Annotated in this window: 13 protein-coding genes and 2 pseudogenes; 4 read left to right on the top strand and 11 right to left on the bottom strand. The window is 59.5% G+C overall.

What is annotated here, in order from left to right; all coding sequences use genetic code 11:
- Positions 1-112: 112 nt before the first annotated feature.
- The 3 genes and pseudogenes from F9K07_RS30420 to F9K07_RS30410 all read left to right on the top strand — a co-directional run.
- Positions 113-430: pseudogene (locus F9K07_RS30420) on the top strand (carboxymuconolactone decarboxylase family protein); the annotation flags it as partial.
- Positions 427-1260, top strand: coding sequence for an alpha/beta fold hydrolase (locus F9K07_RS30415; RefSeq protein ID WP_028604936.1), 834 nt, complete (start codon positions 427-429; stop codon positions 1258-1260). The pseudogene F9K07_RS30420 and the gene F9K07_RS30415, both read left to right, overlap by 4 nt.
- A 107-nt stretch (positions 1261-1367) precedes the next feature.
- Positions 1368-1618 (top strand): annotated as a pseudogene (locus F9K07_RS30410) (electron transfer flavoprotein subunit beta/FixA family protein); the annotation flags it as partial.
- 315 nt (positions 1619-1933) lie between these two features.
- Here F9K07_RS30410 and F9K07_RS30405 read toward each other — a convergent pair.
- The 10 genes from F9K07_RS30405 to F9K07_RS30365 are packed head-to-tail and all read right to left on the bottom strand — an operon-like array spanning position 1934 to position 10592.
- Positions 1934-2572, bottom strand: a complete 639-nt coding sequence (locus F9K07_RS30405) for a 3-oxoacid CoA-transferase subunit B (protein WP_028604935.1) — start codon at positions 2570-2572, stop codon at positions 1934-1936.
- Positions 2573-2580: 8 nt separating this feature from the next.
- Positions 2581-3258, bottom strand: a complete 678-nt coding sequence (locus F9K07_RS30400) for a 3-oxoacid CoA-transferase subunit A (RefSeq protein ID WP_159597322.1) — start codon at positions 3256-3258, stop codon at positions 2581-2583.
- A 37-nt stretch (positions 3259-3295) separates the two neighbouring features.
- On the bottom strand, positions 3296-4471 hold the full coding sequence (locus tag F9K07_RS30395; protein WP_028604933.1) for a thiolase: 1176 nt from the start codon (positions 4469-4471) through the stop codon (positions 3296-3298).
- On the bottom strand, positions 4468-4869 hold the full coding sequence (locus tag F9K07_RS31665; protein WP_201451620.1) for a Zn-ribbon domain-containing OB-fold protein: 402 nt from the start codon (positions 4867-4869) through the stop codon (positions 4468-4470). Before F9K07_RS31665 ends, F9K07_RS30395 begins: the two co-directional genes overlap by 4 nt.
- A 1-nt stretch (position 4870) precedes the next feature.
- Positions 4871-6091, bottom strand: coding sequence for a CaiB/BaiF CoA transferase family protein (locus F9K07_RS30390; RefSeq protein ID WP_159597321.1), 1221 nt, complete (start codon positions 6089-6091; stop codon positions 4871-4873).
- Positions 6081-6488 carry a Zn-ribbon domain-containing OB-fold protein gene (locus F9K07_RS30385; protein WP_159597320.1) on the bottom strand — a complete coding sequence of 136 codons (408 nt, stop codon included), beginning with the start codon at positions 6486-6488 and terminating at the stop codon, positions 6081-6083. Before F9K07_RS30385 ends, F9K07_RS30390 begins: the two co-directional genes overlap by 11 nt.
- A gap of 9 nt (positions 6489-6497) precedes the next feature.
- Positions 6498-7637, bottom strand: coding sequence for a thiolase family protein (locus F9K07_RS30380; protein WP_159597319.1), 1140 nt, complete (start codon positions 7635-7637; stop codon positions 6498-6500).
- A complete protein-coding gene (locus F9K07_RS30375; protein WP_159597318.1) occupies positions 7634-8407 on the bottom strand; it encodes an enoyl-CoA hydratase/isomerase family protein in 774 nt (257 codons plus the stop codon). Before F9K07_RS30375 ends, F9K07_RS30380 begins: the two co-directional genes overlap by 4 nt.
- A 13-nt stretch (positions 8408-8420) precedes the next feature.
- Complete coding sequence (locus F9K07_RS30370; protein ID WP_028604927.1) at positions 8421-9584, bottom strand: acyl-CoA dehydrogenase family protein; 1164 nt, start codon at positions 9582-9584, stop codon at positions 8421-8423.
- A gap of 27 nt (positions 9585-9611) precedes the next feature.
- Positions 9612-10592 carry a Bug family tripartite tricarboxylate transporter substrate binding protein gene (locus F9K07_RS30365; protein WP_159597317.1) on the bottom strand — a complete coding sequence of 327 codons (981 nt, stop codon included), beginning with the start codon at positions 10590-10592 and terminating at the stop codon, positions 9612-9614.
- 106 nt (positions 10593-10698) lie between these two features.
- Between F9K07_RS30365 and F9K07_RS30360 the strand changes: the two genes are divergently transcribed.
- Positions 10699-11505, top strand: a complete 807-nt coding sequence (locus tag F9K07_RS30360; RefSeq protein WP_028604925.1) for a GntR family transcriptional regulator — start codon at positions 10699-10701, stop codon at positions 11503-11505.
- Positions 11506-11690: 185 nt separating this feature from the next.
- On the opposite strand, the gene F9K07_RS30355 is transcribed toward F9K07_RS30360, so the two are convergent.
- Positions 11691-13234 (bottom strand): IS3 family transposase gene (locus F9K07_RS30355; protein ID WP_236582131.1). Its coding sequence is split into 2 segments (ribosomal slippage): positions 11691-12763 and positions 12763-13234, totalling 1545 coding nucleotides; the frame shifts between segments, so codons are not numbered across the junction.
- Between the last annotated feature and the right edge of the window lie 10 nt (positions 13235-13244).

The following is a 13244-nucleotide window of genomic DNA, read 5'->3' as shown; positions in this document are numbered from 1 at the left end:
GATTTGAAAGTGAACAGGAAAGTCAATGAAATCAACGATCTACCAACACCACCTCCGCGCCAGTGCTAGCTTTTCGTACCGTCACTTATTGCACTGAAAACGAGGAGACCCCATTGAGGCACGCATGCTCGTTACCGGCGCGCTCGATCCGAAGATGCTCAGTCTGCAGGAGCAGATGCGCGAGCATGGCATGTACCCCTCGTGCTTCGATGTGAAGACCTCGCAGTTGATGCTTTTCGGCATGCTGCTGATGGACCTCAGCGACGCTGCCATCATGCACGGCATCGCGGCGCGGAAGGCTGGCGCCAGCTGGGAGGAGATGCAAGCGGTTGTCAGTCTGTGCTTTTTGTTCCGTGGCCTGTCTGCGGCTAATCGCGGCGCCGAAGTGCTGGCCAACATTTGCGACCGCGAAAGCAAGGCGACCTCATGAGCTCTACGCCAAATCCCGAACTCGGCCATCGCATTCGGGCGGCCGGCTTCGACACCAACTACCACGACCAAGGGAATGGCCATCCAGTGGTGATGATTCACGGCTCCGGCCCGGGTGTGACCGCCTGGGCCAACTGGAGACTGAACATCGGGCCCTTGTCGAAACAGGCCCGCGTGCTGGCTCCGGACATGGTCGGCTTCGGCTACACAGACGCACCCGCCGGGACGCGCTACGGGCTCGACACGTGGGTTGAGCACCTGGTGGGATTCCTGGACGCCTTGGAGCTGGACTCCGTCGATCTCGTGGGCAATTCCTTTGGCGGTGGGCTCGCCCTCGCCATTGCCGCCAGCCGGCCCGAGCGCGTGCGCAAGTTGGTACTGATGGGCAGCGTGGGCATCGACTTTCCGCTGACGCCCGGTCTGGATGCCGTGTGGGGCTATACACCTTCCATAGAGAACATGAAGGGCCTGCTCGACGTCTTTGCGCATGATCGCAAGCTCGTCAACGACGAGCTCGCAGAGCTTCGCTACCGCGCCAGCACACGCGAAGGCGTTCAGGAGCGCTTCGCGCAAATGTTCTCTCCCGCCCCGCGCCAGCAGTACATCCAGGCGATGACCACGCCGGAGCACAAGATCCGCGCGCTACCGCACGAGACGCTGGTAGTCCACGGCCGCGAAGACAAGGTCATTCCACTGTCGAACGCGCTGACCCTGGCAAGCCTGATCCCTCGCGCGCAGCTGCATGTGTATCCGCATTGCGGGCATTGGACCCAGATCGAATGGGCCTCGTCTTTCAATGACATGGTCGGCCGTTTCCTCGCCAACGACTGAAACCGGAGTGGTCCTTGCACAAGCCACGTCCTGCTTTTTCTTTTAGATAACACGTCAATGAAAACTCTTCTCCCTGTCGAACGCCCCGACGCGTCGTCGACTACAACGTGAAGGTTCGAGTGAAGGCCGACGGCATCGCCAACGCCAACGCCAACGCCAACGCCAACGCCAGGATGAGCATGAACCCTTCGACGAGATCGCTGTCGAAGAAGCGGTCCGCTTGAAGGAGAAGGGCATGGTCGTCTAGGTCATTACTGTCTCCTGTTGCGATGCCTAGTGCAAGGAGACGCTGCGCACGACCATGGCCAGCGGTGCCGATCGGGGCAATCTGGCCGAGACCACCGAAGAGCCGCGCCCCCCTATGCCCAGCAGTTGGTTCATACGCAACTTGAGTACCGACCGGCGAGCCGGTTCGCCCTCCGACAGCAAGCAGAATTTGATGCCTCGGTCACGTCACCGAAATGAACGGTCACGCTCGCGAAACCAGCTGTCTCCATGCCGAAAACACCAGTCACGCTCTTCCGCAATACGCGACACAAGGTTCATGTCCATCGACGATGCCCGCCGAATTAGGCCGGCTCATAGCGTCGGATACGACGGTCGGCGTGGACCGGACGAGAACGTGTTGCGAGTTCACGGAATCGACGAGCACGGCTCCGCTGACACGAACGAATCAGGGCGCGATAAGTGGCACACTCGTCGCTCGCTGGACCATGTCAAACGAGACACCGGGTGCAAGATCGATGACATGCATGCGGTCATGCCGTCGTTCCAGGACGGCCAAATCGGTGTAGACACGCGTCACGACGCACAGACCGGTCAGTGGCAGCGTGCACTGCGGCAGTATTTTGTGCCCCCCGTCTTTTGTAGTGTGGTCCATGATGACGTACACCCGCTTGGCCCCAACCGCCAAATCCATCGCACCGCCTACGGCCGGCGGAATGCCCGGTCTGCCCAGGGACCAGTTCGCCAGATCCCCGCTGCCCGATACCTGGAAGGCGCCCAAGATGCACAGGTCGAGATGCCCTCCACGCATCATCGCGAACGATGTGGTGTGCTCGAAGTAGGACGCCCCTAAACGTGCGGTGACAGGCTTCTTGCCTGCATTGACAAGGTCGGTGTCGATGTCATCTCCGCGCGCCAGGGGTCCCATGCCGAGGATGCCGTTCTCGCTCTGCAAGATGATGTCATCGTCTTCGCGCAAGTTCTCGCAGACCATTTCCGGCATTCCGATTCCGATGTTCACATACCATCCGGGCTCGATGTCTCGCGCGAGCCGTTGAGCCATCTCCTGGGTTGTCCATTTGTTCATACGGCTCCTCAGCTTGAATACAGTGGATGACTGACTTCTACGACTCGGGAAACAAAAATCCCGGGTGTGACGACATGCTCCGGATCGATACTTCCAAGAGGGACGATGCGGGCAACCTGCACGATCGTGGTGGTAGCCGCGGCACACATCACAGGGCCAAAATTGCGCGCCGTCTTGCGGTACGTCAAATTGCCCCAGCGATCGGCAGCGTCGGCCTGGATCAGCGCGAACTCGGCGGGCAACGGTGTTTCGAAAAGGAACTCCCTACCGTTTATCACTTCCGTGCGCTTGCCCTGCGCGATTGGCGTCCCTACCCCAGTAGGCGTGAAAAATCCTCCGAGGCCCGCTCCTGCACACCGCAGGCGTTCAGCCAACGTTCCCTGCGGTACCAGTTCCAGCTCAATCTCCTTGGCGGCATAGAGGCTGTCGAAAACATGGGAGTTTGCGGTTTTGGGGAACGAGCAGATGATCTTGCGAACCCGCCCGGCTTTGAGAAGTGCAGCGAGACCGTTCTCTCCGTTACCCGCATTGTTGTTGACGATCGTGAGGTCGCGAGCTCCTTGATCGATCAGCGCATGAATCAGATCGGTAGGATGGCCGGCGCCCCCGAAACCGGACACAAGCACTGTGCATCCATCGCGGATATCGGCGATTGCCGTCGCGATATCTGGGCATATTTTGTTCATGGGCATACTTCTTTGGGTGCCGAACGTTGATTCGCTTTCACAGGACGTCCGAAGTGGAGAGAACGGCCGTGGACTGGGCGGCGGCGGAAACGCCGCCGTTGCCGTGGACCAGTGCGGTCCGGGCCTTGCTAAGCTGTCGCTCGCCACAGTCGCCTCTTAACTGCCGCACTGCTTCGATCACCGCGAACGCGCCGTACATGTTGGGATGAACGCAGGAGAGTCCGCCGCCGTTGGTGTTCACGGCCAAGCGTCCGCCTGGCGCAATTGCGCCGTTTTCCACAAAGGCGCCGCCTTCGCCTTTTTTGCAGAATCCCAGATCCTCCAGAAGCATGATCGTGTTGATAGTGAACGCGTCGTAGAGCTGGACCATGTCCATGTCCGCGGTTGTCAGGCCCGCCTGAGCCAAGGCTTTCGGGCCGGATTCGGATGCGGGCGTCACCGTCAGATCGTGCATGCCGGAAACCTGGCGATGCCAGACGCTCGTCGCACACGACAGCACGTGAACGGGCTTTTGGGGCAGATCCCGCGCCCTGTCGGAGCGCACCATCACGAAAGCTCCCGCGCCGTCGGTGACAAGGCAGCAGTCATAAACCGTGAATGGGTCGCTGACCATCCGGGCGGAGAGAACGTCCTGCAGGCTCAGCGGGTCCCGCGCGAACGCTTCCGGATTAAGTTGAGCCCAACGTCGGGCAGCCACCGCAACCTCGGCGAGTTGACGCCGGGTCGTTCCATACTCGTGCATGTGCCGCGCGGCAATGAGCGCGTAAGAAGAGGGCGGGTTGAACGGCTCATAAGGTGCTTCATATGGCAGCGGGTCTAGAAGCGCCCTTGCATCCGCACGCTCGCGCCGGGGAACCCTTGTTGATCGCTGAGTGCTTCCGTAACACACGAGTACCGCATTACATTGCCCGCTCATCAAGGCTCTTGCAGCTGGCAGCATATGACCGATGAACGATGTCCCTCCTATGTTGGTTCCATCGACATAGGAAGGACGGACATTGAGATACTCGACGACGTTCAAGGGCCACAATGCAGCGCTGAGGTTGGCGGTGGCAATGCCGTCGATGTCCGACATCTTCAGACCCGCATCGTGCACGGCGGACCGCGCTGCCTTTGCCAGTATTTCCATGTCAGTAAAGCCGGACGCATCTCCGCACCCCGCTGTCCCGACACCGGAGATCGCGACCGCGCCGCGAAGAAGGGATTCGTTCATGCGGCCTCCGGCGAGGTCAGGAAGACGACCAGAGGCTTACCGCCCTGTTCGATGATCCGTGCGTGCACACGCATCCCGATCTTCACGTCGTCGGGCGCAATGCCGTCCACACGGCCCATCATGCGGACCCCTTCGTCCAGATCAACCAGGGAAATGTTGTATGGCCGGTCTGGCTTCGTACGCAACGTCGTCACCGAGTGCACGGTCCCGGCACCTGACGCCTGCTCCCACGTGAGGGTTTCGTTGTCGCAATGCGGGCAGAACTGCCTGTGGTAGAAAATGGCGCGCTTGCAATTGGCGCAACGTTGAATCATCAGTTTTCCTTGCGTCAGCGCCGCAAAGTAAGTGGCCTCCACGCCGCGCTCAGCCGATTCTTGAAGTTGACTGTTCAATCCCATTTCATTTCTTTCCAAATGCACCGGCTCGCGCCAGTTCGTCAAACTGAGAGCCTTTGATGCTTGCCATCTGCGCTAGGACCTCTTGGCTGTCAGCGCCAAGCTCGTGGCTGTCAATGCCCCGCGGGCCGGCATAGTCGCTGAACCGCAGCGGACTTCCCATGGCCAACATGCGCCCATAGACGGGGTGCTCAGTCCACTTGAGCATCCCGCGTGCATGAAGATGTTCGTCGTTGATGACTTCGTCGAGACTTCTGACCGGAGCGCTCGGAACGCGCGCTGCCACCAGCCGATCGAAGAGCATTTGTTTTGTGAACTTGATGGTCAACTCACCGATCCGCGCGTCGAGCGCAGCGCGGTTTTTGACCCGGCTTGACTTATCCACAAAACGGGGATCGGTCACCAGATCGGGGTACTCAAGGACGTCGCCCAGTGCCAGCCAATGCTGGTCGCTTACAGCCAGGATGGCAACACCGCCGTCCTGTACGGGGTAGACGTTGTAGGGAACGACAAGGAGTCCGCCATGACCGTTGCCGGTGCGCAAATTCTGTAGTTCCCCACTGTTATGCAGTCCGAGGTTGGACATGAGGCTGGGAACCAGCGCGTCCATCATCGCCACCTCGACACAGGAGCCTTCGCCGGTCTGCTGTCGTTTGTAGAGTGCCGTGACGATTGCACCATAAAGGTGGATGCCACCAAAAAAATCGGCGATGGCTGGACCGGCCTTGACCGGCTCCTGGTCCGGGTGCCCGGTGACGCTCAACACGCCCGACATCGCCTGCACCGTGAGGTCCATGGCGGTGAAGTCGCGATAGGCCCCTTCGGCGCCATAACCATTCCCGGACGCAATCACGAGCCGGGGGTTTGTCTGGTGCAGCGTATCGGCGCCAAGATTCAACCTTGCCATAACGCCGGGTGCGTAGTTCTCGACCAGGACATCGGCCTTGCGGACCAGTTCGAGGAGAACCTGACGCCCCACATCAGTCTTGAGATCCAGGACAAGACTTCGTTTGTTCGCGTTGAGAACGGCAAACGGCTCGGTTGTTCCACCCGAATTGGGTCTGCGTCGCAGATGCTCTCCGTCCGGCGGCTCAATTTTTACCACATCGGCGCCAGCCATCGCCATCAGAAAGGTCGCATAAGGTCCGTTGTAAATCTGGGTGAGGTCAAGCACAACTACGCCTTGCAGCGGAGCCCCGGCCGTCCCCGACGTTTCATTTGTCATCTGAATCCTTTTCAATACAGAATCGCGGCAATGCGATTCCGTCTTCCGTCTCGATCTTCAGTCGCAGCGGCGCGTCTCCGTAAAGTTCTTGCGAGGAAGCCAGAACGCTGCTGATAAGTCGGGGACCCTCCTTCAACTCGACCAGCGCCACGTTGTACGGCACCTTATCCTTGAAGGCCTCGTGATACGCGACATGAAAGACGACCCAACTCACCAATTTCCCCGACCCTTCGGCGGGCCGCCAGACGACGCCGGATTTAAGGCAAGTGGGGCATAGCGTTCGAGCGGGAAGCCAGCATGCGCCGCACGACGGACAGCACTGATACATCAGCTGTCCCATGTGCAATGCATCCCAGTAAGGCTTGTTGGCAGTGGTGATTTCTGGCTGCGGAAGCATCCTGTAACCTCAAGTTCCAAGCAGGAGAGTCGCGTGCGTGTGCATCGCCCCCCCCTGGTTGCTGATCGCGCACAATTTCGCACCCGGCACCTGCAGCGTCGCCGAGCCGCGCATTTGCCGAACACCCTCGTGGATAAGCTGCATGCCAGGCATGCCAGTTTCTGAAAGTAGGCCGCCGCTCGTGTTGATGGGAAGGCGCCCGCCGAACTCGATCTGCCCGTCACGCACAAAGTCGTAGACGCTCCCCTTGTTGCAGAAGCCGTAGTCTTCGAGCGTCATGAGAACGGCGACCGAAAAGCAGTCGTATATTTGCGCGACGTCGACGTCGATTGGACGCACTCCGGCCATGTCGAATGCCAATCTCGAAGAGCGCACGGCCTCTGTTGTCGTCAGGCACGCGCGGTTCTGTAACTCAACGGATGTATTGCCTCCGCCGAATCCCAGAATGGGAACTGGCGCAGGCACGCGCAGGTCTTTCGCCTTTTGCGCGCTCATGATCACCACTGCGCCGCCCCCATCGGACACAAGACAGCAGTCGTCACGGTGCAGCGGCTCGATCTGCATGGGAGACGCCAGGTAGTCGTTCATCGTGATCGGTTTTCGCAGCTGCGCATTCGGGTTGGCGGCTCCGTGCCTTCTCGCGGCGATGGCAACTGCGCCGAACGCTTCGGGCGGCGTTGCGTGCTCGATGATGTGCCGCTGATGGATCATGGCGTACCACGCCGCAGCGGAAAACCACCCGTGAGGGGCTTCTGCGCCGCGGGGCCGGCCGAAGAAGTCGGCCGCGCCGCTGCGCGGGTTGTCAGCATAGGACACCAAAGCCACTTCGCATTGCCCGGCTTCGATGGCCATGATGGCGAAAGCGATCAAGGTGACGTTGGCAGCGCCGCCTTGGTCCCACGCGCCCCCCCACCGGGGTTGCATGCCCATTGCGTCCGCAACTTTCTGACCGTAGAGCGATTCTCTTGCGGAGGTCGGCGCCTTCAGAAAAAGCGCGTCAACCTCTTCTTTGCAAATGCCGGCATCTGCAAGTGCTTCCCGGCACGCCATCGCATTCAGTGAAACAGTGTCTAGTCCGAGCTTTCCGAATGCAGTGCTTCCGATTCCAGCAACCACGTAGCGCCCGCTCAAGGCGTTCGCCGTGCTCATGTCGACGTGAAGCGCGCATTGCGCTTTTCTGCAAATGCCGCCGAGCCTTCCTTGAAATCCTCGGTTGCCTGGAGCATGCGATTAAAGAACAGTTCCATCCGGAATCCGTCTGCCAAGCTCATCTCGCGGCTTCGCAGTGCCAGCTCTTTGGAAGCCTGAAGAGCGAGTGGCGCGCTGGAATTGAGCCTTCGCGCGTATGTCAATGCCGTTTCCTGCAATTGTTCCAGCGGGACAACCTTGTTGACGAACCCCCACCGTTCGGCGGTGGCGGCGTCGAACCGGTCCCCGGTGAGCAGCACCTCCATGGCGATGGCGCGCGGCAACTGATCCAGTATTCGTTGCGTCCCGCCGTTGCCAGCCACAATGCCCCGCTTGACTTCTGACAGCGCGAAAGTCGCATGCTCAGCGGCCACCCGAACATCGGTTGCCATCAGAAGGGTCATGCCCCCACCGAGGCAATAGCCGTTGACGGCGGCAACGATCGGCTTCCATATCTCCAGCCCCCGATTGAGAAGTTGGTCCTTTTGCGTCAGCCACATCTCGGTGGCGGTTCTTTTGCCGAAAAATGACTTCAGGTCAGCGCCCGAGCTAAATGATTTTTCGCCCGCGCCGGTGATGATGGCAACGCGGATAGCCTGGTCATCTCGCACCCTTGCCCAGGCAAGAGAAAGATCCCGGTAGTGTTCTTCGTCAAATGCGTTGTTTCGTTCCGGGCGATTAAGTGTGATTCGGGCAATGCCGTCTTCCACGATTTCAAAATCAATTGACATACAGATACCTCGATCAGGCAGTGCCTCTGAAGAGTTGACGAGCAAGAACCATCCGGTGAACTTCGGAAGGCCCCTCTCCGATGCGCTTGATGCGGAGTTCCCGATACCAGCGCTCAAGCGGCATTTCTTTGGCAACGCCCATCCCGCCCAAAATCTGAAGGCATCGATCGACCACGCGTCCCGCTGTTTCTGTGGCAACGACCTTGGCTATCGATGCCTCCACCTTGAATGGAAGACCAGCATCGCACTTGCGTGCGGCGTCCTGCGTCAAAAGCCGTGCGGCTCGTAGTTCCATGTCGCTGTCTGCAATCATCCACTGAATGGATTGCTTCTCGCTCAGCGTCGAACCAAATGCCCTCCGATCACGAGCCCAGTCGATCGCAATCTCGAGTGCTTCCTGTGCGATGCCGATGCAACCCGCTGCGTACGGCACACGTGCCTCGACCAACAAGCGCTCACAAAGCGCAAAGCCCTGGCCTTCGCCACCCAAGCGGTTCTCCACTGGAACTTCAACGTTGTCGAATGTAAGTTCATAGGTCGGGAATGAGCGAATGACCGGCACTTCACGGAGCGCCAAGCCTTTGGGCTTGCCGTCGATGATGAAGCAGGTGATCCCGCCGCGGTCGCCTTGATCGCCGGTGCGGGCAAATACCAGCCCCCACTTCGCACTCTGAGCACCCGAAATCCACAGTTTGGATCCGTTCAAAACATAGTGGTCACCTTTGAGCACTGCACGCGTGCGAATAGAGCGAGCCGGGTCCGATCCGCCCGATGACTCGCTAATCGCCATAAAGACCTTGGCCCCATCCGCAATTGCAGGAATCGCGAACCTTTCAATCTGCTCTTTAGTGCCCAGAAGAATCGGCGCAGGCGGGTTGCTCCCTGTAGCCCCGCATGCCGGAATATACGCGCCCATCTTGCATCGCGATGCCTCTTCAGCGAAGACGGCTGAGGCCTCTAATCCCATCCCCTGGCCGCCATACTCGGCTGGAGAGCGCAGGGCCCAAAGCCCGATCTCTTTCGCTTTTTGTTTGAGCGGATTTAGCAGTTCTTGTGGCAGCTCATATGCATCGTGCTGCACCTTGTCTTCGGCTGGCCTTACTTCATCTCGCATGAACCTGCGAGTGGTCTGTCGAAGATGCTCCAATTCTTCCAAGTTTGGAATAATTGCTTCCATTCATCGTCCTTTACGTGTTGCAATGTGTCATTCAGGTTGAATGCCCGCGCCACGCACAGCGCGGCCCCAGATCAGCACTTCCTGCTCGTTGAATTTTGCGAATTCTTCCGGCGACATCGTGTCGACGGTGCCGCCGGTTTGCTTGAATCTCTCTTGACCTTGCTTGCTCTGCGTCGCCTGATTCAAAAGTTCGTTCAAACGGACAACAACCGCATGCGGCGTCTTTGCAGGAACGTAGGCTCCGTTCCAGACACTCAGTTCGATCGGCATGCCGGCTTCTCGCATCGTCGGGACGTCTGGCAGGGTTGACGCTCTGGTTGGACCGGTCACCCCAAGACCACGAAGCCGCCCCTGTTGAACCAGGGGGTTGGCCACCGTCAGATCTGAGAACATGAAGTCGACCGCCCCGGCCATGAGATCGGTGACGGCTTGCGGAATTCCCTTGTAAGGGACATGAAGCGCGGGAGAAGAAACGGCATTGGAGTAGGTTTTTCCCGCTACCAGAGAAGAGGTGTTGCCACTCGCGAAGCTCAGCTTCGAGCCCGCAGCCTGCATTCGCGCTGTAAGCTCCGCGACGCTCTTTGGCTGATCCTCGGTGTTCCTCACCACAAGCACCATCGCGTTCTTGGAAATCATCGCCACCGGGATGAAATCCGCCACCGGGTCGTAGGGCAGCTTCTTGTAGAGGAAGGGATTGACCGACTGCGTCGTCATGCTGGTGATGAAGACGGTGTAGCCGTCAGGCGCTGCCCGAGCAACCTGTTGCGCGGCGATCAAGCCATTTGCGCCAGGTTTGTTCTCGACGATCACAGGCTGACCGGTTCGGCGAGTGATGTCGTTGGCCGCCTCACGGGCGGATTGGTCGGTGCCGCTTCCCGAGGGGAAGGGCACAACGAACTTAATGGTGCGTGTCGGGTAGTCAATTGCCTGCGCATTCGCCAGGGATCCCAGCAGAACCAGACAACAAGCGAGAAGAGAGCGACATAAAGACTGTGTTTTCGTGAACATAAATACCTTTCAATGTGCGTCTTGAAATTATACACCGGTTATACGGTTTAATGGTGCGATTTTTTCACCGGCGGCGGGAAATCACCTCCGTGATAGTCTGTCGCCCATGCAAAGAAGTCCCCATTTCCTCATCCCTGCCGAAGCCGGAAATCTGAGCGTCGATCAGACGCAGGGTGTCAGCCTATACATACAGGTCGCCAACATCCTGCGCTATGCCATCCTTTCTGGAGCCATCGCGCCAGGTTCTCGATTGCCGACGGTGGTCGAACTCGGTGATCACTTCAAGGTGGCCCGCATTACCATTCGGGAAGCCATACGGGTCCTTGCTGAAGAAGGACTTCTCGTCTCTAGCCGAGGGCGTGGCATCCATGTCTTACAGCATCCGTCGCAGAGCAAGCCTGCTCCCCAAATCGCAGACGCGATGGACGCCGATGTTTCCAGCGTGGAGATCGTGATCCTGGCCGTTGACGACTTGACGACCGTACCGGCGGATATGCTCAAGGAAGCCATTGCATTTCCTACATACAAAGGCATCACGAAGATTCACAAGTTCGAGGGGCGCCCCCTGGGGCTTATAAGAATCTGTGTCGCAGATTCGATTTACCGCCGCCTGCCCAAAGGGGCCATTGAGAAGAAGAAGGTTTTGCCCATGGTGAGAGCTCTTCCGGCCGTCGGTGCACTTGAACTCAAGCTGATCATCACAGTGGAGCCGGCCGACGTCGTACTCGCCGACCATTTACGCTGCCCACTCGGCGCCCCCGTAGCTCGCGTCCTAAGGCGAGCGATCGACACCAAGGGACGAGGTGTGTATCTGGCCCTGTCGTGGTATCGCGGAGACATGTTTTCCTTTGCCGCCACTATTCCAAACGAACTGCTGCCACATCTTTCGACCGGAATCGACGGCACGCTGTAAAGGTCCTTTCGCTACAGGGTGATCGCAGCGGCATTCGCACCACTGTCACCTGGCACCGAGACGCTCAGCGTGGACTGCCCCGATTCCCGGACACCGACTCCCTTCGCCCATCGGCCTGACGTCTCCCCCGAATTCCTTACTTTTCAAAACCACGGCGTGTGTCAAGGTAGTTGTCGCCTCGGTGTTCAGGCAACTTTCCTGAATTCGTTGGCCCGGTCGCGCTCTGGATTGAGGTAGACGGCGTCTTCAAGTTGCCAGTTGCGGCACGCTGCGCACCAACGCTCGGGGTGCGTTTGTCGTGCGGCCTCGTAGAGAGAGGCGCGCTGGGAATGCAATTGCCGATCAGCCCCTCGATGGCGCTGTGACGGCGTGACGTACTTGACCACGCTGTGCCGGTGTTCTTCTTCGTTGTACCAAGCCGCGAATCGAAGCACCCATTCACGTGCCTGCTCGATGGTCTCGAAGGGCCGCTCAGGCCACAGCGGACAGTACTTGGCTGTGCGGAACAGCGCTTCTGCATAGGCGTTGTCGTTGCTCACACGTGGCCGGCTGAACGAGGGCACCACGCCGAGTTCTCCCATGGCGGCTCGCATGGTCATGCCCTTCATCGCCGCCCCGTTGTCCGAATGCAGCACCAGCGGCTTGCCCGCCGTCTGCTCACGCAAGCATCCCCGATGCAGCAGTCGGGCAGCATGGTCGGCCGTCTCCTCGGCATGGACCTCGTTGACCACGAGCTTGCGGCTGAAGATGTCCTTCATCATGTACCAGTAGAAGTAGCGCCCCTTGACGGTCGTCGGCAGCCAGGTGATGTCCCAGCACCAGACCTGGTTGGCGGCTGTGGCGCGATGGGTCGTCAAGGGGCGGGCCTTGGGCGCGCGGCTGCGACCTCGCCTGAGCGCCTGCCCTGCAGCCCTGAGCACCCGGTAGAAGGTCGATTCGCTGGCCAGGTAGGTCCCCTCGTCCGCAAGCTTGGGCACGATCTGGTGGGGCGTCAGACTGGCGCAGTCGCTTCGATTGGCCGCTTGCAAGACAGCTTGGCGCTCTGCTTCGCTGAGTTTGTTGCGCGGCACTTTGCGCTCGGCTGCGGGCCTGCCATCGAAGGGTCGTATGCGCCAGCGCTGCAGGGTTCGCTCTTTCAAGCCCAATTCGCTGCAGGCTTGGGCTTGCCTGGCTCCGGCAGCAATCGCTTCGTCAATCAACTTGATGGCTTCGCCGCGATCTGAGGTGTTGATCATTCGTCCTCTTCCGTGCCCCAGATCGCGTCGGCTTTTTTTCTCAGCATCAGCAGCGCCGCCGCTTCCGCCAAGGCCGCATCCTTGCGACGAAGTTCGCGTTCCAGTTCTCGCAATCGCTCAAGCGCTGATGGATTGACCACCGGCGTGCTCCCCGACACTGGCCTGCCGTCGCCGTTGGCACCTTCGCACGCCGCGCGCCACTGGCGCAATTGCTCCGGATGGACCGCCTTGCGACGGCAATACTCCGACAGCTCCGCTTCACAGAAAGCAGCGGTCTCCAGCACAGCGCGGAACTTGGCGGCGCTGCTCCAGCCATCAGCGCTGCTGTGCTCCGTCATCTCGCCGGCCGCAATCGCAGCGTTGCGCCACGTACGCAAGGTCACGGGCGTGATGCCTGTCTCACGCGATACCTTGAGCACCGTTTGGCTTATCGGGGGCGACATCTGCTTGAGCGCCCACTGCTTCTGCTCGGCGTTGTATCTCTTCTGCTTCATGTATCCATTC

It is taken from the genome of Hydrogenophaga sp. BPS33 (assembly GCF_009859475.1).
Classification (GTDB): Bacteria; Pseudomonadota; Gammaproteobacteria; order Burkholderiales; family Burkholderiaceae_C; genus Hydrogenophaga.
The sequence above is the reverse complement of the archived record's forward strand: the minus strand, read 5'-3'. Positions and strand labels throughout refer to the sequence as shown.